The 21,940-nt window shown below is 60.4% G+C and carries 18 protein-coding genes and 1 tRNA gene; 4 read left to right on the forward strand and 15 right to left on the reverse strand.

Features of this window, described 5'->3' with window-relative positions; translation table 11 throughout:
* Nucleotides 1-152 precede the first annotated feature (152 nt).
* Together WAO69_RS16065 and WAO69_RS16070 are read left to right on the forward strand one after the other, a co-directional pair.
* A complete protein-coding gene (locus WAO69_RS16065; protein ID WP_422181004.1) occupies nt 153-1,181 on the forward strand; it encodes a polysaccharide biosynthesis/export family protein in 1,029 nt (342 codons plus the stop codon).
* A 1-nt stretch (nt 1,182) separates the two neighbouring features.
* The gene (locus WAO69_RS16070) at nt 1,183-3,198 is read left to right on the forward strand and encodes a capsular polysaccharide biosynthesis protein (RefSeq protein ID WP_422180971.1); all 2,016 of its coding nucleotides are present in this window, start codon (nt 1,183-1,185) and stop codon (nt 3,196-3,198) included.
* Between the two features lie 169 nt (nt 3,199-3,367).
* Here WAO69_RS16070 and ribD read toward each other — a convergent pair whose 3' ends face one another.
* The 12 genes from ribD to WAO69_RS16130 all read right to left on the reverse strand — a co-directional run bounded on the left by ribD (nt 3,368) and on the right by WAO69_RS16130 (nt 16,043).
* Nucleotides 3,368-4,471 (reverse strand): bifunctional diaminohydroxyphosphoribosylaminopyrimidine deaminase/5-amino-6-(5-phosphoribosylamino)uracil reductase RibD, encoded by a 1,104-nt coding sequence (gene ribD / locus WAO69_RS16075; protein ID WP_422180973.1) that lies wholly within the window; start codon nt 4,469-4,471, stop codon nt 3,368-3,370.
* Nucleotides 4,472-4,477: 6 nt separating this feature from the next.
* Complete coding sequence (nrdR, locus tag WAO69_RS16080; protein ID WP_422180975.1) at nt 4,478-4,945, reverse strand: transcriptional regulator NrdR; 468 nt, start codon at nt 4,943-4,945, stop codon at nt 4,478-4,480.
* 123 nt (nt 4,946-5,068) lie between these two features.
* Nucleotides 5,069-5,491, reverse strand: coding sequence for a secondary thiamine-phosphate synthase enzyme YjbQ (locus WAO69_RS16085; RefSeq protein ID WP_422180978.1), 423 nt, complete (start codon nt 5,489-5,491; stop codon nt 5,069-5,071).
* 7 nt (nt 5,492-5,498) lie between these two features.
* The gene (locus WAO69_RS16090) at nt 5,499-5,933 is read right to left on the reverse strand and encodes a hypothetical protein (protein ID WP_422180980.1); all 435 of its coding nucleotides are present in this window, start codon (nt 5,931-5,933) and stop codon (nt 5,499-5,501) included.
* A 13-nt stretch (nt 5,934-5,946) separates the two neighbouring features.
* A complete protein-coding gene (locus WAO69_RS16095) occupies nt 5,947-6,390 on the reverse strand; it encodes a hypothetical protein (RefSeq protein ID WP_422180982.1) in 444 nt (147 codons plus the stop codon).
* A gap of 174 nt (nt 6,391-6,564) precedes the next feature.
* Nucleotides 6,565-8,559, reverse strand: a complete 1,995-nt coding sequence (rpoD, locus tag WAO69_RS16100; RefSeq protein ID WP_422180984.1) for an RNA polymerase sigma factor RpoD — start codon at nt 8,557-8,559, stop codon at nt 6,565-6,567.
* A gap of 114 nt (nt 8,560-8,673) precedes the next feature.
* The gene (gene dnaG, locus WAO69_RS16105; protein WP_422180985.1) at nt 8,674-10,623 is read right to left on the reverse strand and encodes a DNA primase; all 1,950 of its coding nucleotides are present in this window, start codon (nt 10,621-10,623) and stop codon (nt 8,674-8,676) included.
* Between the two features lie 19 nt (nt 10,624-10,642).
* The gene (locus tag WAO69_RS16110) at nt 10,643-10,972 is read right to left on the reverse strand and encodes a hypothetical protein (RefSeq protein WP_422180987.1); all 330 of its coding nucleotides are present in this window, start codon (nt 10,970-10,972) and stop codon (nt 10,643-10,645) included.
* 33 nt (nt 10,973-11,005) lie between these two features.
* The gene (locus tag WAO69_RS16115) at nt 11,006-11,551 is read right to left on the reverse strand and encodes a sarcosine oxidase subunit gamma (protein ID WP_422180989.1); all 546 of its coding nucleotides are present in this window, start codon (nt 11,549-11,551) and stop codon (nt 11,006-11,008) included.
* Entirely contained in the window at nt 11,544-14,474 is a 2,931-nt protein-coding gene (locus WAO69_RS16120) for a sarcosine oxidase subunit alpha family protein (protein ID WP_422180991.1), read from the reverse strand. Before WAO69_RS16120 ends, WAO69_RS16115 begins: the two co-directional genes overlap by 8 nt.
* Nucleotides 14,471-14,734 carry a sarcosine oxidase subunit delta gene (locus WAO69_RS16125; RefSeq protein ID WP_422180993.1) on the reverse strand — a complete coding sequence of 88 codons (264 nt, stop codon included), beginning with the start codon at nt 14,732-14,734 and terminating at the stop codon, nt 14,471-14,473. Before WAO69_RS16125 ends, WAO69_RS16120 begins: the two co-directional genes overlap by 4 nt.
* A 55-nt stretch (nt 14,735-14,789) precedes the next feature.
* A complete protein-coding gene (locus WAO69_RS16130) occupies nt 14,790-16,043 on the reverse strand; it encodes a sarcosine oxidase subunit beta family protein (RefSeq protein WP_422180995.1) in 1,254 nt (417 codons plus the stop codon).
* 280 nt (nt 16,044-16,323) lie between these two features.
* Between WAO69_RS16130 and WAO69_RS16135 the strand changes: the two genes are divergently transcribed.
* Together WAO69_RS16135 and WAO69_RS16140 are read left to right on the forward strand one after the other, a co-directional pair.
* Nucleotides 16,324-19,764: a pyruvate carboxylase gene (locus WAO69_RS16135; RefSeq protein WP_422180998.1), complete on the forward strand. Its 3,441-nt coding sequence runs from the start codon at nt 16,324-16,326 to the stop codon at nt 19,762-19,764.
* 185 nt (nt 19,765-19,949) lie between these two features.
* Nucleotides 19,950-20,024 (forward strand) — tRNA-Gly (locus tag WAO69_RS16140).
* A gap of 73 nt (nt 20,025-20,097) precedes the next feature.
* On the opposite strand, the gene urtE is transcribed toward WAO69_RS16140, so the two are convergent.
* The 3 genes from urtE to WAO69_RS16155 all read right to left on the reverse strand — a co-directional run.
* The gene (gene urtE, locus WAO69_RS16145; protein ID WP_422181006.1) at nt 20,098-20,793 is read right to left on the reverse strand and encodes an urea ABC transporter ATP-binding subunit UrtE; all 696 of its coding nucleotides are present in this window, start codon (nt 20,791-20,793) and stop codon (nt 20,098-20,100) included.
* Between the two features lies 1 nt (nt 20,794).
* Nucleotides 20,795-21,535, reverse strand: coding sequence for an urea ABC transporter ATP-binding protein UrtD (gene urtD, locus WAO69_RS16150; RefSeq protein WP_422181000.1), 741 nt, complete (start codon nt 21,533-21,535; stop codon nt 20,795-20,797).
* On the reverse strand, nt 21,532-21,940 hold a 409-nt coding region (locus WAO69_RS16155; RefSeq protein WP_422181002.1), incomplete at its 5' end, for an ABC transporter permease subunit. The genes urtD and WAO69_RS16155, both read right to left, overlap by 4 nt.

Raw genomic sequence — 21,940 nt, forward strand, 5'->3', positions numbered from 1 at the left:
GCCCTCGACAAGCGCACGCCAGACGCGGCATACTTCGAACAAAGTGAAACACGAAAAGCGGCATGAACATAAACCAGATGCATCTTAGCCAAGCCGCAAACCTGTCCTAAAAAGCAGGACCACTTCAAAATGCAGGTCCAAACAAACGCCAGATTTTCGCAGGTTCTGTTCAGCGCGAGGGCGATGCGTTCATCGTGCAGGTCAATGACCGGGTAAACCGCGCAACCGCTCTGGCACCCGCGCTTGGTTTTTCAGAGGCCTTCAAGAACGCCTCGGTCCTGACCGCGGATACAATCCGCCCCGGCGACACGCTGGGCCTCACGATCTGGGAAAACGTCGATGATGGCCTTCTGGCCAGTGCGGGCGCAAACTCGACCACTCTGGAAGAAGTGCAGGTCGACAGCGCGGGCTTTATCTTCGTGCCTTATGCGGGTCGTGTGCGCGCAGCCGGCAACACACCCGAAGCGCTGCGCGGAGTAATCACGCGCCAGCTCCAGGAGCAAACGCCCGATCCGCAGGTGCAGGTGCGCCGCCTTGCCGGTGATGGCGCAACCGTGACGCTCATCGGGGCCGGCGGTCAGGGCGTGTTTGAAATCGAACGCCCGAACCGGACATTGTCGGGAATGCTGGCAACAGCAGGCGGTATCGCGACCGAGCCCGAAATCACCAAGATCACCGTGAGCCGGGGCGAACACAAGGGTACGGTCTGGTACAACGATCTGGTCGAAAACCCCGCGCTTGATATCGCTCTGCGTGGCGGGGACCGGATCTTTGTCGAAGAAGACACCCGCACCTTTACGGCTCTTGGGGCCACAAACACCCAATCGCGCATTCCGTTCATCAGCCAGAACCTCTCTGCGCTTGAGGCGATTGCCCAGGTTGGTGGTCTGGCCAGCTTTACAGCCGATCCAACCGGTGTGTTCGTTCTGCGCAATGAACCATCCGAAATCGCAGGGGCCGTCCTGGGCCGCGAAGATCTGATCGGTGCGCAGCGGCTGGTCTATGTTCTGGACCTGACCGAACCCAACGGGCTGTTTCTTGCGCGTGATTTCGTGATCCGCGACAGCGACACGCTCTATGTGACCGAAGCGCCGCTGAGCCAGTGGAACAAAACACTCGCATCGCTCACAGGCGGCCTGACGACCGTGAGCGGACTTGGCTCGATTACGTCTTCATTCTGATATGCCCCCTGAACGGGACATGCCTGCCGCCGGTGAGACCTCTCACCGGCGGCTTTTCGTCTATAACGGCGGGTTTCTGACCCAATCACGGCTCCGCAGGATCCTGACGCTTGCGGGATATCAGGTCAGGCTGGGCACGCCCGGTCCCGACGACCTGGTTGGCATCTGGGGCAACAGCCCCACCGCCCATCGCGGTCTGAGCGTGGCCGAGAAGCGCGACGCCCCCATTCTGCGGGTCGAAGACGCCTTTTTGCGCTCCATCCATCCCGGCCGCGCCGGCGAGCCACCCATCGGCCTGCATCTTGATCTGAGCGGCGTGCATTTCGACGCGCGCCAGCCCTCGGAGCTTGAACAGATGCTTCTGCGCGCGCCCCTTGATGACACGGTGCTGCTGGATCGGGCACGCCATGCGATGCTGCGCATGAAAGAAGCGCATCTGTCAAAATACAACGCCCATGACCCCACCCTGCCCGTTCCCGATCCGGGATATGTGCTGGTGATTGACCAAACCGAGGGTGACGCTTCTGTCACTGCCAGCGGGGCTGATCGCGCGCGCTTTCGCGAAATGCTTGTCATTGCGCAGGAAGAGAACCCGGGCGCAGATATCCTCATCAAGACGCACCCCGAAACACAGGCCGGGTTTCGCGGCGGCTATTTCGACACGGCAGACGAAAGCCACCGCGTTCGGCTCTTCAGCGATCCCGTGAGCCCCTGGACCCTGTTTGAAGGGGCGGTCGGCGTCTATACCGTTTCCTCTCAGATGGGGTTTGAGGCCATCCTTGCCGGTCACACTCCGCGTGTCTTCGGCACGCCGTTCTATGCGGGCTGGGGCCTGACGGTTGATTTCGCAGACCTGCCGCATCGTCAACGCAAACTCACCCGCGCGCAGCTGTTCGCAGCGGCAATGATCCTCTATCCGAAATGGTACGACCCGTTCGCGGACGACCTTTGCGAGTTGGAACGCGTGCTGGATATTCTCGAGGCACAGGTAGACGCCTTTCGCACGGATCGCGACGGCTGGGTCGCAAGCGGCATGCGCTTGTGGAAACGCAAACCGCTCCAACAGGTCTTTGGTCAACAAAAGAAAATCATCTATGAAGACGACGCTGCCCGCGCCCAGGCAACGGGTCGTCCATGGATGGTCTGGGCTGGCAAGGCTGGGCCGGACCACGAAAATGCGGTGCGCGTTGAAGATGGTTTCCTGCGCTCAAAGGGACTGGGCGCGGAACTGATCCCCCCGCTCTCTCTGGTTCTGGATGATCTGGGCATCTATTACGATCCTTCGCGTCCAAGCCGACTGGAACACTGGATTGCCGAACGCGAGACGTTGCGCACTGATCAGGCGATGCGCGCAGAGCGGCTGATCCGGGCGCTCACCGACAAGGGGCTGAGCAAATACAATCTGGGCGGCGCGCTGCCGGAACTGCCCGAAGGGCACCGCATTCTGGTTCCGGGTCAGGTGGAAGACGACGCCTCGATCCTCAGGGGCGCGGGCTCCGTGCGCACCAATCTGGCGCTTCTGGAGGCCGTACGCGCCGCCAATCCCGATGCGATCCTGATCTACAAGCCACATCCTGATGTCGAAGCGGGTTTGCGGGCCGGCAAGATCGACGCGACTGATCTGGCTGATGTCGTCGCGACCCGGGCCGATCCGGCGACCCTAATTGCACAATGCCATGAAGTTTGGACAATGACCTCGGGCACGGGCTTTGAAGCGCTTTTGCGCGGGTGCGCCGTAACCACCTTCGGCGCGCCGTTTTACGCAGGTTGGGGCCTCACGACCGATCTGGGCGTGGTTCCCGAGAGGCGACAGGCACAACCGGGTCTGAACGGCCTCGTGCATGCGGTCCTGATTGACTATGCGCGCTATTTTGACCCGATCACCCGACAGACCTGTCCGGTCGAAGTTGTCGTGAACCGGCTGGCCTCAGGTCGCCTGCCTCATCCCGGCGCGGGAAACAGGCTGCTTGCCAAGGCGCAGGGACTGCTTGCCACTTATGCGTATCTCTGGCGCTGAAGCGTCATGTCGCGGCCAGCAAGCCAATCTATACGCGCCTGTTTCAGATCGCGCGCCACTCGTGGCTGAACATTCCGGCAGCTTCGAACAGGGGGCTGCATGGACACAGGCGTTGACGCCTTCGAATGTCGCCAATCGCGCTGCCGGATAGGCTTTCAAGCCAGTTCGATCAGGCAAGGGCGCGATGCCAGCGGTGCAGGATATCGGCCCCGACAGGCCGGCATTCGAGCAAGGCAAACCGGGGTGCCGAGTCCAGACGATCAAGGCCCATGGCCCCGATCGCAGGCAGCCCCTCTGCGCCGACCACCAGACCCGCGGAAAAGCCCACCAGCTCATCCACCAGATCCGCGCCCAGAAGCGATGCTGCCAAGGCGCTGCCTCCCTCGCAAAACACCCGAGTCAGACCCGCCGCACCCAGCTGTTGCAGCATATCGGCAGGATCAAGCTGTGCGCCCGAAACGGACACAGGCAGTAATCGCGCGCCCAGTCCTTCCCAGGCGGCGCGACGTTCGATATCCGCATCGCTGCCATGCATCAGCCAGACCGGCACATCCCGGGCGCTGCGCGCAAGCTGGCTCATCAGAGGCAGGTCAAGCCTGCGCGAAATCACGATGCGCACAGGCTGATGCGCGGTACCAAGATCACGCACCGTCAGGGATGGATCATCCGTTCGCGCCGTCCCGCCACCGACCATGACCGCATCATGGCGCGCCCGCATCGCATGCACCATGCGTCGTGCCTCAGGACCGGTGATCCATTGGCTTTGCCCCGTAGCGGTTGCAATCCGCCCGTCAAAGCTGGACGCAAGCTTGAGAGTGACCCACGGCCGCCCAAGATCCGTCTTGAGGAAAAACCCGGCATGATCCTGTGCGGCCTCGTCGGAACAGATGCCCGTCGTCACGTGGATACCGGCCGCGCGCAGTTTTTCAAACCCCTGCCCCGCTACCCGCGCATCGCTGTCCTCGATCGGAGCCACCACACGTGACAGGCCTGCCGCAATCAGCGCGTCGGTGCAGGGGGGCGTCTGACCATGATGAGAGCAGGGCTCAAGGCTGACATAGGCGGTGGCTCCACGCGCCGCATCACCGGCCTGTGCCAGCGCCTGGGTCTCGGCATGGGGCCGGCCGCCGGGCTGTGTCCAGCCGCGACCGACCACGTGACCATCCCGAATGATGACGCAGCCCACCGCCGGATTGGGCCAGACATGCCCCTGACCCCGCCGACCAAGCGACAGGGCCAGACGCATCCACCTGGTATCGGTGGCCTTGCCCATAGCCCGTTAGCTTTCAGGCGCGGTGGGTGGACGCAGTTCTGCCACGAAGTCTTCGAAATCGTCCGCTGCCTGGAAGTTCTTGTAAACACTGGCAAAGCGCACATAGGCCACGGTGTCGATCCGGGCCAAGGCTTCCATTACGATCTCGCCGATCTGCTTGGAGCCGATGTCGGTTTCGCCCATGCTTTCCAAACGCCGCACGATGCCCGAGATCATCTGATCGATGCGCTCTGGTTCGATCGGACGCTTCTGCATGGAGATGCGGATAGACCGTTCCAGCTTGTCACGGTCGAAATCTTCGCGTTTGCCCGATGTCTTGATCACAACAAGGTCGCGCAGTTGCACGCGCTCATAGGTGGTGAACCGTCCGCCGCATGCCGGGCAAAAGCGCCGCCTGCGAATGGAAACGTGATCCTCCGCCGGTCGGGAGTCTTTCACCTGAGTGTCAATATTTCCACAAAACGGGCAGCGCATGGGCGTCCCCCTTATCCAGTTTTCTGCCTCTGTTGTGGGACGTATGGCCCACTTATCCACAACTATAGGCACAACGCTAGGGTTTGGGTAGAGGGGAAATGTATCCCCCAACATCATGCGCTGTCAGTCTGCCATCAACTGGGCGGCCACCTGCCGGGACTGGGCGGCGCGACGATGCTCAAACAGATAAATGCCCTGCCAGGTGCCAAGCATGGGGCGGCCCTGTGCAACGGGCACGGACAGGCTGACCGGCATCATGGCGGCCTTGATGTGAGCGGGCATATCGTCCGGGCCTTCATACGTATGACGCAGATACGCCATCGCCGGATGATCCGAGGGCGGAACAAGCCTGTCAAAGAAGGCGCGCAGATCGTCTTGCACCTCGGGGTCGGAGTTTTCCTGAATAAGAAGGGACGCACTGGTATGGCGAACAAAAAGCGTAAGCAGCCCCGATGTCACTCCAGAGGCTCTCACCCACTCGCAAACAGGCCCGGTGACCTCATAGAGACCCGGGCCCTTGGTCGAGATATCAAACCTGTGCTGCACCAAAATCTCAGGGGAAAATGCGCATCCGGTCATCCAAGCCGTTGTAACAATACTGGCGAGCGAACGAGACACTCAGACTGTCGCCGATGTTCTTGAGGCTCAATGTGAGAGGCTTGCTGGTAAAGTTGGCCGCTTCCTTCGGCGGCGTCAGCGAAAAACTATAGCCAAAGCGCTCGCGCGTTTCGGTGCGCGCCATATGTTTACCTTCAATCAGGTAAACCTGCTGTGTCTGTGCAACCTTCAGCACCCTTTGGGCATAATCGCCAGCAGCGCACCAGACGTCAGCCGCCGATATGCCGCCACTCTGGATAACCTCAAAGCTGAACTGACCCTCTGGATTGACCTTGAGGTTGTTCATCGCGCGAAATGCAAAGGCACTGGTCGGAGCTGTAACCGCCACGGCCAGCGCGGCGATTACGGACAGGTTGGTAAGATGTTTCATCTGGTTCCTCCACTTATCCTCGGCTGATATCGACCGCGCAATACTCGCGTGCAGATGCAACCGAGATGTTATCACCAACCACGTCTACCGTCAGCACCAGTTGTGGCGCGATTGGAGTGATGCCCGCAGCGTCAGGCGACAAGGTAAACCGTGTCGCCGTGCGCCCTGGTTCGGAGACAGACGGCTGCCGACCACCAGCCAAGTATATGCGCGCATTCGAGCGAGCGCCTTGCTTCAGCGCATAGTCTCCGGCGGCACACCAGAAATCGCGTGCACCCGTTCCTCCGCGCGCAACAACCTCAAAAACGGAGTCGCTGATCGGAGCGACCTTCAAGCGGTTTGTTGCAGTATATGCCTGCGCACCAAGGGGCAGCAGAGCGGTTATGGCGGCAAGGGCAATCAATCGGCGCATGGCTAGGACTCCAGTTGTCAATTCGTCTTTACGTGACTTGGTCATAACGTGACTTGATCGCTAAAGACTGCCAGCACCTCTCACGCAAGTTTTACTGCGCGAGATGACGCATGGCGAAAAACTGGCCGGTCACACTCCGGCCGTCCAGTTATGCATACCCACGTGCCTTTGGATGAAAAGGCACGTGCTTTTGTCTGACGAACGTCAAGACGTCGTGCGTTATTGATCCAGGAACGACCTGAGCTTGCGCGATCGGCTTGGATGCTTGAGCTTGCGCAGGGCTTTCGCTTCGATCTGGCGGATCCGTTCGCGCGTCACGCTGAACTGCTGACCCACCTCTTCCAGAGTGTGGTCGGTGTTCATGCCGATGCCAAAGCGCATCCGCAGCACACGTTCCTCGCGTGGAGTAAGCGAAGCCAGGACCCGCGTTGTCGTTTCCTTGAGGTTTTCCTGAATGGCGCTGTCCAGTGGCAGCACGGCATTCTTGTCCTCGATGAAATCTCCAAGCTGGCTGTCTTCCTCGTCCCCGATCGGGGTTTCCAGAGAGATCGGTTCCTTGGCGATCTTCATCACCTTGCGAACCTTCTCAAGCGGCATCTGCAGCTTTTCGGCCAGTTCTTCGGGTGTCGGTTCGCGCCCGATCTCATGCAGCATCTGACGCCCTGTACGCACCAGCTTGTTGATGGTTTCGATCATATGCACGGGGATACGGATCGTGCGCGCCTGATCCGCAATGGATCGGGTGATCGCCTGACGGATCCACCACGTGGCATAGGTCGAGAACTTATAGCCGCGACGGTATTCGAACTTGTCGACCGCCTTCATCAGACCGATGTTACCTTCCTGAATGAGATCAAGGAATTGCAGGCCACGGTTGGTGTATTTCTTGGCGATCGAGATGACCAGGCGCAGGTTGGCCTCGACCATTTCCTTCTTGGCCTGACGCGCTTCCTTCTCGCCCTTTTGCACCTGGTTCACGATGCGGCGGAACTCGGACACATCAAGACCCACATACTGACCCACCTGGGCCATTTCCGCGCGCAGCTCTTCGACCTTGTCTGACGAGCGTTCGATGAACATCTGCCAGCCCCGACCCGACTTTTCGGCCATTTCAGACAGCCAGTTGGGATCCAGCTCGCGCCCGCGATAGGCGTCCACGAATTCCTTGCGGTTGATGCGCGCCTGATCCGCCAGTTTGACCATGGACGAGTCAATCGCCATCACACGGCGGTTGATGCCATAAAGCTGATCGATCAACGCTTCGATACGGTTGTTGTGAAGGTGCAGGCCATTCACCAGCTCTACGATCTCCGAGCGCAGCGACTGATAGACTTCTTCCTGATGGCTTGAGAACGAGTTGTCCTCGTTCAGCGTAGCCGAAATCCGGCTATCCTGCATTTCGCTGAGCTGAGCATAATCGTTGGCAATGATTTCAAGCGTGTTCAGCACTTGATCCTTCAACGCGGCTTCCATCGCGGCCAGCGACATGTTGGCCTGTTCGTCGTCTTCGTCGTCATCATCGTTGGCAATCGGATTGCCGTCCGCATCCAGTTCCGGGCTGTCGCCATCCTCATCTTTCTTGGCAGACACGGACACATTGGAGGCATCAACGACGGGTTCGTCGACCTCACCATCCTCGCCCAACTGGCCCGAGAAGGTGGTTTCCAGATCAATCACATCGCGCAGAAGGATGTCTTCGCTCAGAAGCTCTTCGCGCCAGATCGTGATCGCCTGAAATGTCAGCGGGCTTTCACACAGCCCGAGGATCATGGTGTTGCGGCCCGCCTCGATCCGTTTGGCGATGGCAATCTCGCCCTCACGGCTGAGCAGTTCAACCGAACCCATCTCGCGCAGGTACATCCGCACCGGGTCGTCGGTGCGATCCAGCTTTTCCTGACCCGTAGAGCCAAGCGTCAGGTCGCGCGCACCCTCGGTTGTGGTGACCTCGGTCGAGCCTTTCTGCTCTTCCTCTTCGGCCTCCTCATCCTCTATGATGTTGATGCCCATTTCGGACAACATCGACATCACGTCTTCGATCTGTTCCGAACTGACCTGATCGGGCGGCAAAACCTGATTAAGCTGGTCGTAGGTGATGTAACCCTTTTCGCGCGCCGCGCCGATCATCTTCTTTACAGCGGCTTGGCTCATGTCAAAGGACATGTCCGCGTCTTGGTCTTCCGGCTTACTATCTTCGTTTGTGTCTTTCGCGGCCATTAAGTGCTCCCGGGGGCTCTGGAGTGATTCGGCGTGAAACGAATCATTAGCGCTATTGAGTGATTCGTCACCCCGTCTACCCGTATTTCTTTAGTTTTCCTTTACCAAAACCGCTTATCGTCGCGGTTTGGAGAAACTTATTTTACCCAGAAGGGCGTCAAAGGCCTCGCGTTCATCACGATTGATTCGCGCGCCGTTGTTCCCAAGGTCATACTCTGCCTTGTCCTCCTGATGGCTCCGCATCGCGCGGTTCCGGGCCTCGGCAGCCTGACTCAACCGCCAGGTCACCGCTTCATCTGCTTCACCGCTCATATCTTCGGCGGCCTCTGCCACTTCGGCAAGCACTCCCCGATACGCGTCCAGTTTAGCCAGTTCTTCTGCCAGGGTCATCTGAGCAAGTACAACGTTACCGGGCTGGCGTATGCAGGGTGCTATGGCGACATGGCGAAGCCCATGCAGCTTTTCAAGAGGAGCCGGTCCCAATTCAGCCTCAATGGCCGCGTGCAAGGCGTCAGGTGTGTCTATCGCGACACGCAGGATGATGTTGCGCAGATCCCGGTAATCCTGATCGACACAGCGCAGAGCCTCGATGCCCGCTTCAAACTCGGCCGTGACCTGCGGTGTCGCAATGACAGCCGCCAGAATGACGGCTTCGCGCATCTGCTCTTCAGCGCCCTCGCCTGCAGCCCCCAAAAGCGAGCTTTTGGTTCCCGGCAAAGGTGTGATCGCGGCGGCCCCGCCTGGCGTCCACGGCTTGCGATGCCCAGTTCCCCCGCGTTTGGGGCGAAACAACTGCCAGCGCAAGTCTTTGATTTCCTGTCCATAATGCTGACGAATGGACGGATCTCTGATCAGTTTGATCTTCTCGCGCAGGGCCTTGTCCAACGCAGCCTTGCGTTCGGGACTGTCGAAATTCTTGCCTTCGGTTTCACGCTGCCACAGCAGTTGAACCATCGGAATGGCCTGATCCAGCACGCCCTGCACGGCCTTGGGGCCCTTGGCACGGATCAGATCATCCGGATCCTGACCGTCCGGCATCACGGCAAATCGCAGCGATTGCCCGGCTTCCAGCAAAGGCAGCGCCAGATCGATCAGACGCATGGCTGCGCGCATGCCTGCGGTATCGCCGTCCAGGGCGATGATCGGCTCGGGTGCGATGCGCCAGAGCAGCTGCAACTGGCTTTCGGTCACAGCCGTTCCCAGGGGCGCAACCGAGGCACCAAAACCGGCCTCGCTCAACGCGATGACATCCATATAGCCTTCGGCCACGATCAAGGGCTGGCCCTTGCCGGCTGCCGTGCGCGCAGGCGCGTGATTATACAGGCTGCGCCCCTTGTCGAAGAGTTCGGTCTCGGGAGAATTCAGATACTTGGCCGAGTCCGACGGATCCATCGCGCGACCACCAAAGGCGATCGCACGTCCGCGCGCATCCCGGATCGGAAAGATGATGCGGTTGCGAAACGTGTCATAGGGCTTCTTGCCCTTGTTTGACGGCTTGGCGAGGCCCGCAGCCAGAATAAGCTCTTCTTCGACGCCTTTGCCGCGCAGATGATCCCAGAGCGCCTGCCAGGCATCCGGCGCAAAACCGATCTCCCAGCGTTCCAAGGCCGCATCCTTCAGCCCCCGTCCCGCAAGGTAATCGCGTGCGGCAACCGCCGCCCCCGTGCGCAACTGGAGGCGGAAGAACTGCACCGCCTGCTCCATCACATCGATCAGAAGGCTACGCCGGTCCAACTTTTCCTGCGCCTGGGGATCGCGCGCAGGCATCGTCATGCCCGCCTCGCGCGCAAGGATTTCGACGGCTTCCATGAACCCGACATTCTCGGTTTCTTTCACAAACCCGATGGCATCGCCTTTGGCGTGGCAGCCAAAGCAGTAATAATACCCCTTGCGGTCATCCACATGAAACGACGCGGTTTGCTCCTGATGAAAGGGGCATGGAGCCCACATATCGCCCTTGCCTTGATTGGACTTGCGCGCATCCCACATGACTTTGCGCCCGACCACCTGTGTCAGGCTGGTACGGCTGCGCAGTTCATCAAGGAAACCAGGAGGCAGACTCATCCGCCAAAGCCTATCAGCTTTATTGCGACGGTAAAACCGAACTCAGATCAGTCGTCAGGCAAGTCTGCTTCCAGAACGCCGCCAAATCCTGCTCCATGGCTGCTTCCGGCTGCATGAAGACAAAATTGGTCAGCAAGGGGATCACCTGCTCGGCATAGTTCTCGCCCAACTCTTTGTAGTTGCGCTTAAGTTTTCGGATGGTGCGTGTTTCGGTATCACCCTCTGCGCGCATGACCTGCGCATCCGCCACGATGCCGGCGGTTGTGTCACAGGTCTCTTCACCCATTCCCTGGGCATTGCCGATACCAGCGGACACAACAAAGACAGACACAGTGAGAACACGCAACATGGCAGACTCCGGAATCAAAACTTGGCCTAAAGGTTACCCGCGCGCCGCGACAGCTTCCATGGCCCTTTCGAGATCGTGAACAAGTGTGCCCGCCATCGAGCGAAACACCATGATCTGAAAGGCCTTGTCGGCAATACGGGTCACGCTGCACGTCATGTGCATCAGATAGCTGCGCGCCGTATGCCCCCGCTTGAAGTGTTGCGCCCGCAAATCCAGGGGAACAAGCCGCGCCAGCACATCCTCGGCACCGTCACCCTCAAGGCGCACGACCGCCCAGGCATCGGACTGATCCGTAAGTGCCGCATGTTCTCCAAGCCCGGCATCCACCTGCGGACCCATCAGCACAGCCTGGCCGCGCGCGAACCAGACGGCCCGAGCGCCCTCTTTTCCGGTGGCACGGTTCGCAGCCGGAAAGGCCATGCCATACGCAGCCTTGAGCGCATCAGACACGGCCTTTTCCTTGCCTTTGTAGGGCGTGATCGACGTGATCTGACCGGCATTGACTTCGCTGAGGCGCAGGCCGCCGATCTCTTTGGGCAACAGCCCGTCGCAGGGGGTTTTGTCAACAAGTTCAACCACGCACACGCACTCCTTCAGGGTCAAAGAAGACCGGATTCACCACCTCGCACAGGGCTTCGACCCCGCGTGTATGATCCACCATGCGGATGATTTCCCCATAGCGCTCGGGCCCATTCTTCAGGAATGCCAAGGCCAGTGTGGTCCCAAGCGCGGGCGAAAACGCCACGGATGTCACATAGCCCTGATCATTTTCCCGTATCGCCTCGGCGCCCTCATTGAACAGATGTGCCCCAGCCGGGATCTGCTTGGTGGCACCGGCCGGTTTAAGCCCCACGAGCCGTTCGCGACCCGGATCTATCAAACCGGGACGCGCGGCCATGGTCTTGCCGATACAGTCCTTCTTGGCCGACACCATCCGCTCCATCCCGATATCATAGGCCGTCACACGGCCATGGATTTCCGAATGGGTGATAAATCCTTTCTCGACCCGCAAGACGTTGAGCGCCTCCATCCCATAGACACCCCCGTCCATCGCCTCGGCACGCGAGGCCAGCAGCCGGAACAGGCTGTCGCCATAACGTGCAGGCAGTGCGATTTCATACGCATGTTCGCCCGAGAACGAGATGCGGAACAATCGCCCCTTGATCCCGCCAACCGAGATCTCGCCACAGGCCATGAACGGCCACGCCTCCGGATCAAGCGGCGTGTCCAACGCCGAATCCAGCAAGGCGCGCGATTTCGGTCCGGCCACCGCGAACTGCGCCCACTGCTCGGTCACCGACATCATGGACACATCCCATTCGGGATGCAGAACCTGATGCACGAACTCCAGATGCTTCATCACCTGGCCCGCCGCCGCAGTGGTGGTTGTCATGACATAATGCGTCTCACCCAGCCGCGCAGTGGTCCCGTCATCCATGACATGACCGTCCTCGCGCAGCATCAACCCATAGCGCACGCGCCCCACAGGCAGACTCGAGAACATGTTGGTGTACACCAGATCCAGCAGCTTGGCGGCATCCGGCCCCTGAATATCGACTTTGCCCAGGGTCGAGACATCGCATATGCCGACCGCTTCACGTACATAGCCGACCTCGCGATCACAGCTTTGCCGCCAGGTCGTCTCTCCAGGCTGCGGGAAATAGCTCGGCCGATACCACAGGCCGGCCTCGATGAGGGGAGCATTGCGCTCCAACGTGGCCCGGTGCGAGGTGGTCTTGCGTTCCGGCGCAAAGCCTTTGCCCTGCGCTCCCGACCCCATCGCGGCCATCGCAACCGGCGCATAGGGCGGGCGGAATGTGGTGGTGCCGGTTTCGGGAATGCCGCGTCCCGTGGCATCGGCCAGCACCGCCAAAGCCGCCACGTTTGAATTCTTTCCCTGATCCGTGGCCATGCCCTGGGTGGTATAGCGCTTCATGTGCTCGACCGACCGGAAGTTCTCGACCGCAGCCTGCTTGATGTCCTTCACGGTCACATCGTTCTGGAAATCCAACCAGGCCCGCCCCTTGCCCGGCACATGCCACAAGGCGCTCAGCCGATAGGGATCATCCTCGGCATCCGGCAGGTGCCTCGTACTGGCGGTCTTGCCCAGATCCGCCGCGATCCGCGCGCCCGCTTGCTCCCCTTCGCGCAGACAGGCCGCCGTCGACATCGCCCCGTTGCAGGCACCAACACTGTCCATTCCGGGTACGGCCCCGGGCGTTGGCACAAAGGCAAGGATGTCCTCACGCCATGTCGGACGCCCATTCATGTGGCAGGTCAGATGCACCGTCGGGTTCCACCCGCCTGACATCGCCAGACAATCCGTCGCAATCTTTTCTTCGCGCCCGTTCATGCGCAACGTGATGCTTTCCAGCCGCCGCCGACCACCGCTGCCGCAGACGACCGCGCCTTTGTAGACCGGCGCTTCCACCGACACATCCACGTCGCTGCGCGCATCGATCACGCCGGCGACGTGAACGCCCGCCGCGATCAGATCACGTGCCGTGCGATGCGCATCATCATTGTTGCCAAAGACAGTGACCGCCTTGCCGGGGCTGACGCCATAGCGGTTGATGTAACTGCGTACCGCCCCTGCAGTCATGATCCCCGGACGATCATTGTTTGCGAATGCCACAGGGCGCTCCAGCGCACCCGCCGCCAGGATCGACCGTTTCGCCACGATCCGCCAGAACGTCTCAAGCGGCCGCTTTCCATTGCGCGGCAGGTGATGACCCACCCGCTCGAGCGCGCCATAGGTGCCCTGATCATAGGCCCCGGTCACCGTGGTGCGCGTCATCAGACGGACGTTGTCCATTGCACCGAGTTCAGCAAGCACACTGTCCACCCAGGCAGCCCCGGACCGTCCATCCACCTCATGGGTTTCGGCCAGAAGCCGCCCCCCCATGCGCGCGTCCTCATCGGCCAGTATCACGTCCAGCCCCGCCCGCGCAGCCGTCAGGGCCGCCATCAGCCCGGACGGCCCCGCACCGATGACCAGCAGATCGCAAAACGCCCAGGCGCGCTCGTAAATGTCCCCGGTCGGCACACCGGACAAGGCACCAAGGCCCGCCGCCCGCCGGATCACCGGCTCATAGAGCTTTTCCCAGAACGCACGCGGCCACATGAATGTCTTGTAATAGAACCCCGCCCCCAGAAACGGAGAGGCCAGATCATTGACCGACATCAGATCAAAGGCCAGCGACGGCCAGCGGTTCTGCGAACATGCCTCAAGCCCGGAATAGATCTCCTGCACCGTGGCGCGCATGTTGGGCTCCTGACCCGCGCCCGATCCCACCGTCACCAATGCGTTCGGCTCTTCGCTGCCGGCACTCAGCACGCCACGGGGACGGTGATACTTGAACGAGCGCGCCATCAGGCGCACGTCATTAGCCAACAGCGCCGAGGCCAGCGTATCGCCCTCGAACCCCTGATAGGTTATGCCATCAAAGGAAAACGAAACCGACCGGTTGCGATTGATCAGACCTTTGCCCGCAATCCTCATCGCTTTACCTCCGAGGCCAGTTCTGCCCCCAAAACCGCGTGGGTTATTGTGTTGCGCGTGACCACGATCCAAGAGGAACAGCCCGCACCATGATGCCAAAGTTCGCGCGTCTCTCCCGCGGGGTTGTCGCGCAAATGGACATAGTCGTCCCAGGCCTCGACCCCGGCGTCCGGGTCAGGACGGCGCAACGCAACATCCGCGCCCTGGCAGGAAAACTCGCGGCTGTCTCGTTCCCCGCAAATCGGACAGGTGATCCTCATTGCTGCACCCCTGCTTCTTTCTGGTCAAAAATACCCATGTCCCGGCGCATGCCCCCTAGTGCAGGTTATGTTGAGAGCCCGTGCCCTCTTCGTCCATCAACCCATAGCCATCGCGAAAGCGATCCAGTCGGAACCTGGTTGCGTTCTCGTGATAGCGGTCCGTGGCCATGAGATGGGCAAAGACATTGCCCGATCCCGGCACCGCCTTGAATCCGCCGTAACACCAGCCGCAATTCAGGTAGAGCCCCTCGATATGCGTGCGATCAATCACCGGAGAGCCATCGGGCGACATGTCCATGATCCCCCCCCACGAGCGCAGCACGCGCGCCTTGCCGATCATCGGCATCAGCGCCATGCCGGCCTCCATGACATGCTCGGCCATGGGCAGGTTCCCGCGCGCCGCATAAGAGGCATAAAAATCAAGGTCGCCGCCAAAGACGAGGCCACCCTTGTCGGACTGGCTGATATAGAAATGGCCCATCCCGAACGTGACCACATGGTCGATGCAGGGCTTCAGCCCCTCGGTTACAAAAGCCTGCAGGATATGGCTTTCGATCGGCAGGCGCATGCCCGCCATACTGGCCACCTGCCCGGAGCGGCCAGCGACCACGATACCGACCTTCCTGGCACGGATCGGCCCGCGGGAGGTTTGCACGCCGGTGACCTTGCCGCCTTCGATATCAATGCCCGTGACTTCGCAATTCTGCAGCAGATCCACGCCGCGCTGATCGGCACCCCGGGCAAAGCCCCAGGCCACGGCGTCATGACGCGCCGTTCCCCCGCGCGGATGATACAGACCGCCATAGATCGGAAAGCGTGCATTGTCGTGATCCAGGTAGGGCAGCATCTTCTGCACCCCGGCGCGATCCAGTATGATCGCATCATCCCCCTGATTGATCATCGAATTGGCACGGCGCACCGCATAATCGCGCTGGCCGTCCGAATGGAACAGGTTGATGATACCGCGCTGGGAGTGCATCACGTTATAATTCAGATCTTCCTCCAGACCTTCCCAGAGCTTCAGGGAATGGCTGTAAAACTCGCTGTTGCCGGGCATGTTGTAGTTGGCGCGCACGATCGTGGTGTTGCGCCCGATATTGCCGCCGCCGATATAGCCTTTTTCCAGCACCGCAATATTGCGCAGCCCATGTTCCTTGGCCAGATAATAGGCCGTGGCCAGGCCATGCCCGCCACCACCGATGATCAGGATATCGTATTCAGGCTTGGGCTCGGGATCACGCCAATGCGGTGTCCACCCCTTGTTGCCGGTCAGGCCCTCCTTGAGGATGCGAAGCCCGGAAAATCGCATGATGTGCTCCCTGATGATGCCCGGATGCAGATGCCCGGTTTTGCAAGACCTAACAGGACTGGACAGGGCTGCCCAATCCCTTTTCGACAATTTATTGTCGCAGACCGACGGCATCATATAATGCATGTCGGCGAGATTTCGAAAAACAGTAAATCACCGCTGTGATCCTTCAAGAAACCGACGTTTGCGCAAACAGTGGCCATCTGCCCTGTTCTACCGGTTTACGGGTTCATGGAAACTTCATAATGATCAGGGCAACCCGTCACCTCAGAGGCTGCCCATGACCGAATTTCGCAAGATCCTCATCGCCAACCGGGGCGAAATCGCAATCCGCGTGATGCGCGCCGCCAATGAGATGGGCAAGAAGACGGTCGCCGTTTTCGCCGAAGAGGACAAGCTGGGGCTGCATCGCTTCAAAGCCGACGAAGCCTATCGCATCGGCGAAGGGCTTGGTCCGGTTGAAGCCTATCTTTCAATCGACGAAATGATCAGGGTGGCCAAGGAATGCGGCGCAGACGCGATCCATCCCGGCTATGGCCTGCTCAGCGAAAACCCCGATTTCGTGGATGCCTGTCGCCAGAACGGAATCACCTTCATCGGCCCGCAGGCGGACACGATGCGCGCTCTGGGCGACAAGGCCAGCGCGCGCAAAGTCGCCATCGAAGCCGGCGTGCCCGTGATCCCTGCAACTGAGGTTCTGGGCGATGACATGGACGCCATTCGCGCCGAGGCGGCAGAAGTCGGTTATCCGCTGATGCTCAAAGCTTCCTGGGGCGGCGGCGGCCGCGGGATGCGCCCGATCCAGAATGAATCCGAGTTGGAGGAAAAGGTGCTTGAAGGGCGCCGAGAGGCCGAAGCCGCCTTCGGCAATGGCGAAGGCTATCTGGAAAAGATGATCCTGCGTGCGCGCCATGTGGAGGTACAGATTCTCGGAGACAAGCACGGCGGGATGTATCACCTCTTTGAACGTGACTGCTCGGTCCAGCGCCGCAATCAGAAGGTCGTGGAACGCGCCCCCGCACCCTATCTGAGCGAAGAACAGCGCGCCGAGATCTGTGATCTGGGCTATCGCATCTGCAAACACGTCAATTACGAATGCGCCGGCACGGTCGAGTTCCTGATGGATATGGAGACCGGGAAATTCTACTTCATCGAGGTAAACCCGCGCGTTCAGGTGGAACATACCGTCACCGAGGAAGTCACCGGCATCGACATCGTGCAGGCCCAGATCCTGATCGCCGAAGGCAAGACCATCGCACAGGCCACCGGCAAGCCCACCCAGGCGGATGTCAGGTTGAACGGTCATGCGCTGCAAACCAGGATCACGACAGAAGATCCTCAGAACAACTTCATCCCCGATTATGGCCGCATAACCGCCTATCGCGAGGCGACGGGCATGGGCATCCGACTGGATGGCGGGACCGCCTATACCGGCGGTGTCATCACGCGCTATTATGACAGCCTGCTTACCAAGGTGACCGCCAAGGCTCCGACGCCGGAAATGGCGATTGCCCGAATGGACCGCGCGCTGCGCGAATTCCGCATCAGGGGCGTGTCGACCAATATCGCCTTTGTCGAGAACCTGCTCAAGCACCCGACATTCCTGTCCAACGAATACACCACCAAGTTCATCGATGAGACACCCGAACTGTTCCAGTTCTCGCGCCGTCGCGACCGGGGCACCAAGGTATTGACCTATATCGCAGACATCACCGTGAACGGGCATCCCGAGGTCAAGGACCGTCCCCGCCCGCGTGCCGACCTGAAAGAGCCCAAGCCACCCGCACAGCACACTGATCCGATGATGGGCACGCGCAACCTGCTGGAACAGAAGGGCCCGCAAGCCGTCGCCGACTGGATGAGCAAACAACGCCAGTTGCTGATCACCGATACCACGATGCGCGACGGGCACCAGTCGCTGCTGGCCACGCGCATGCGCTCGATCGACATGATCCGCGTCGCTCCCAGCTATGCCGCGAACCTGCCGCAGCTTTTCTCGGTGGAATGCTGGGGCGGAGCGACCTTCGATGTGGCCTATCGCTTCCTGCAGGAATGTCCCTGGCAGCGTCTGCGCGATCTGCGCGAAGCCATGCCCAATGTCATGACACAGATGCTTCTTCGGGGGTCGAACGGCGTGGGCTATACGAATTACCCCGACAACGTGGTCAAGGAATTCGTGCGCGTCGCCGCCAATACCGGAGTGGATGTATTCCGCGTGTTTGACAGCCTCAACTGGGTTGAAAACATGCGTGTGGCCATGGATGCGGTGATCGACAACAACAAGGTCTGTGAAGGTGCGGTCTGTTACACCGGCGACATCATGGATCCCGACCGATCCAAGTATGATCTGAAATACTATGTCGCCACCGCAAAGGAACTGCGCGACGCCGGGGCGCATGTGCTGGGCCTCAAGGACATGGCCGGGCTTCTCAAACCCGCCGCGGCTCGTGTGCTGGTCAAGGCGTTGAAGGAAGAGGTCGGCCTGCCGATCCACTTCCACACCCATGACACCGCCGGGGTTGCCTGCGCGACGATCCTTGCCGCCTCCGAGGCCGGAGTGGACGCGGTGGATTGCGCCATGGATGCGCTTTCTGGCAACACCTCTCAGGCGACACTGGGCACAGTCGTCGAAGCGCTCAAACACACGGATCGCGACACCGGTCTGGATATCGGGGCGATCCGTCAGATATCGGACTATTGGGAGGCCGTGCGCGCCCATTACGCCGCATTCGAAACCGGCCAACAGGCCCCCTCCTCCGAAGTCTATCTGCACGAGATGCCGGGCGGGCAATTCACCAACCTCAAGGCGCAGGCGCGCTCTCTGGGGCTGGAAGAGCGCTGGCATGAGGTCGCGCAGACCTATGCGGATGTGAACCAGATGTTCGGCGATATCGTCAAAGTGACACCGTCCTCCAAGGTAGTTGGCGATATGGCCCTGATGATGGTCAGCCAGGGCCTGACGCGCGCCGACGTCGAAAACCCCGACACGGATGTCGCCTTTCCCGACAGTGTCGTCGACATGATGCGCGGCAATCTTGGCCAGCCTCCCGGCGGTTTTCCCTATACGATCCTGCACAAGGTGCTCAAGGACGAGCCTCCCAACACCGAACGCCCCGGCAAACATCTCGATCCGGTGGATCTTGAAGCGGTGCGCGCCGATGTCTCGGCACAGATGAACGGCAAATCGGTCGATGACGAGGATCTCAGCGGCTATCTCATGTATCCCAAGGTCTTTCTCGATTACATGGGCCGCCACCGCCAATATGGACCGGTGCGCACGCTTTCGACCAAGACGTTCTTTTACGGCATGCAGCCGGGCGAAGAGATCACAGCCGAAATCGACCCCGGCAAGACACTGGAAATCCGCTGTCAGGCGATCGGGGAAACCGACGACAAGGGCGAGGTCAAAGTGTTCTTCGAACTCAACGGCCAGCCCCGCGTGATCCGTGTGCCCAACCGCCTGGTGAAATCCACCACCGCCGCGCGCCCCAAGGCCGAGGAAGGCAACCCGAAACATATCGGAGCCCCGATGCCCGGTGTCGTGGCAACTGTCGCCACTCAGGCCGGCAAAGAGGTCAAGGCAGGCGATCTGCTCCTGACCATCGAGGCGATGAAGATGGAGACCGGCATCCATGCCGAGCGCGACGCCGTGGTCAAAGCGGTGCATGTCCAGCCAGCCGGCCAGATCGATGCAAAGGATCTGCTGATCGAATTCGAATGAGCCTCCACAGGCTGCAAAACCCTGCTTTGCATCGGGCGGAACCAGGAGCGCCGCCAAGGCTGCGGCGCTCTCACGTACCGGGCGAAACACGACCCGGGCCAGCGGCGAAACTTTTTTGCCCGGATGCGCATTTTCCTCTTGAAGCCTGAGCCTCGGATCAGTATCTCACGCCTCACCCAATGGATGCGGGCGTAGCTCAGGGGTAGAGCATAACCTTGCCAAGGTTAGGGTCGGGCGTTCGAATCGCCTCGCCCGCTCCAATTTTCAGGAACATCAATAAATTACCCCTTATGGGGACCAGACGTGACAATCGCGCCGTCGTCGTGCCGTGGTTCAGACCGACACGCCGCGCAACAGCTCGGCACGGTCCACCGTTCCCTTTCGCCCACTCAACCGCACTGATCCGCGTTCAAGCACATAGAACATGTCCCCCAGATCATAGGCGAAATCAAAATACTGCTCGACCAGGATGATCGCCATCTCTCCCTGTTCGCGCAGAAGTTCGATCACCTTGCCGATCTGCTGGATGATGTTGGGCTGGATGCCCTCGGTCGGCTCATCCAGCAACAGCAGCTTGGGCTGCGCGATCAACGCGCGCGCGATCGCCAGTTGTTGTTGCTGACCGCCCGACAGGTCCCCGCCGCGACGGTTCAGGAAATCCCGCAGAATGGGAAACAGTTCAAAGATCTTCTCCGGGATCACGTGATCCTGCCGCGGCAGGCAGGCAAAGCCGGTTTCAAGGTTCTCCTTCACGCTCAACAGCGGAAAGATATCGCGCCCCTGTGGGACATAGCCGACACCTTTTTGCGCCAGTACATGCGCGCTGGCATGGTTGCAGGGTTCCCCCGTCAGCGTCACCGTTCCGCCTGAATAGGGATGCGTGCCGGAAATCGCCTTGAGCAGGCTGGTTTTGCCCACGCCATTGGTGCCCATCACGCAGGTGATCTCGCCCTTGCGTGCGATCATGTCGATGCCGTTCAGGATCTGGCTGCCGCCGTAGTGCAACGTCAGACCTTGGGTTTTGAGGATGTCAGCGTCCAAGATAGACCTCGATGACTTTCTGGTTCTTCGTCACATGATCAATCGAGCCTTCGGCCAGCAAAGACCCTTCATGCAATACGGATACTTTGCAATCCAGCCGGCGCACGAACTCCATGTCATGCTCGACCACCACGACAGCGCGGGTCTTTGCCGCCTCGCGCAGGATATCCGTGGTATGTTCCCTCTCGGCAGGTGTCATGCCGGCTGCCGGTTCATTGACCAGCAGCAGCTTCGGCTCCTGCGCCAGCAACATGCCGATCTCAAGCCACTGTTTCTGCCCATGGCTCAACTCGCCCGCCTTGCGGTGAAGAGCCCCGGCCAGACCGATCTGGGCTGCAAGGTCTTCGATCTTGGCGTGATCGGCCGGGGCCGCCCTGAAGCCCAGAACGGCGAAAGGTCCGCGTGGCTTGCGCAGGGCAAGGATCAGGTTGTCCGCCACGCTTTGATCCTCGAACACGGTGGGGCGCTGAAACTTGCGGCCCACTCCGGCCTGCGCAATGCGGCTTTCGGACATCGACAGCAGCGACACGCCTTTGTCCCCGTAAATCACGCGCCCCTCATCGGGCCGGGTCTTTCCGGTGATGATATCCATGAAGGTCGTCTTGCCTGCGCCATTCGGCCCGATCACGGCGCGCAGTTCCCGTTCAGCGATCTGAAAGGACAGGTTGTTGATCGCCTTGAACCCGTCAAACGAGACAGAGACACCCGAGACCTCAAGCAGCGTATTCATCTGTCAGCCTCCTTTTCGCGCAGAGCCCCGGCATCCGGGCCCAGATCCGCGCCATGCCGGTCAGGGCTGCGACGGTCGGCGATCAGATCGAACAGCCCCCCGATACCTTTGGGCGCAAACAGGGTCACGCAGACAAAGGACAAACCCAACAGAACAGTCCACCAATCCACCCATTGCACCGTGTAAAACCCAAGGTTGATGTCGGGGGCCTGCCCGCCCGTGAACCACGTTGACAAGAGAGAGACAAAGGCCGCGCCGATGACCGCGCCATAGAGCCGTCCCCGACCGCCAATTGCGACCCAGACCGCCAGATAGATCGACGCGATGGGCGCAACCTCGGCCGGATTGATGATCCCGGCTTGTGGATAATAAAGCGCACCCGCGATCCCCGCCATGATGGCGGTA

The sequence above is a fragment of the Aestuariivita sp. genome (assembly GCF_049276915.1).
Taxonomy (GTDB): Bacteria; Pseudomonadota; Alphaproteobacteria; order Rhodobacterales; family Rhodobacteraceae; genus Aestuariivita.

What these genes read in the sequence shown, in the direction of transcription:
- WAO69_RS16070 (WP_422180971.1), top strand. Translation starts at nt 1,183, where the DNA reads ATGCCCCCTGAACGGGACATGCCTGCCGCCGGTGAGACCTCTCACCGG.
- ribD (WP_422180973.1), bottom strand. Translation starts at nt 4,471, where the DNA reads ATGGGCAAGGCCACCGATACCAGGTGGATGCGTCTGGCCCTGTCGCTT.
- nrdR (WP_422180975.1), bottom strand. Translation starts at nt 4,945, where the DNA reads ATGCGCTGCCCGTTTTGTGGAAATATTGACACTCAGGTGAAAGACTCC.
- WAO69_RS16090 (WP_422180980.1), bottom strand. Translation starts at nt 5,933, where the DNA reads ATGAAACATCTTACCAACCTGTCCGTAATCGCCGCGCTGGCCGTGGCG.
- WAO69_RS16095 (WP_422180982.1), bottom strand. Translation starts at nt 6,390, where the DNA reads ATGACCAAGTCACGTAAAGACGAATTGACAACTGGAGTCCTAGCCATG.
- rpoD (WP_422180984.1), bottom strand. Translation starts at nt 8,559, where the DNA reads ATGGCCGCGAAAGACACAAACGAAGATAGTAAGCCGGAAGACCAAGAC.
- dnaG (WP_422180985.1), bottom strand. Translation starts at nt 10,623, where the DNA reads ATGAGTCTGCCTCCTGGTTTCCTTGATGAACTGCGCAGCCGTACCAGC.
- WAO69_RS16110 (WP_422180987.1), bottom strand. Translation starts at nt 10,972, where the DNA reads ATGTTGCGTGTTCTCACTGTGTCTGTCTTTGTTGTGTCCGCTGGTATC.
- WAO69_RS16120 (WP_422180991.1), bottom strand. Translation starts at nt 14,474, where the DNA reads ATGAGGATTGCGGGCAAAGGTCTGATCAATCGCAACCGGTCGGTTTCG.
- WAO69_RS16125 (WP_422180993.1), bottom strand. Translation starts at nt 14,734, where the DNA reads ATGAGGATCACCTGTCCGATTTGCGGGGAACGAGACAGCCGCGAGTTT.
- WAO69_RS16130 (WP_422180995.1), bottom strand. Translation starts at nt 16,043, where the DNA reads ATGCGATTTTCCGGGCTTCGCATCCTCAAGGAGGGCCTGACCGGCAAC.
- WAO69_RS16135 (WP_422180998.1), top strand. Translation starts at nt 16,324, where the DNA reads ATGACCGAATTTCGCAAGATCCTCATCGCCAACCGGGGCGAAATCGCA.
- urtD (WP_422181000.1), bottom strand. Translation starts at nt 21,535, where the DNA reads ATGAATACGCTGCTTGAGGTCTCGGGTGTCTCTGTCTCGTTTGACGGG.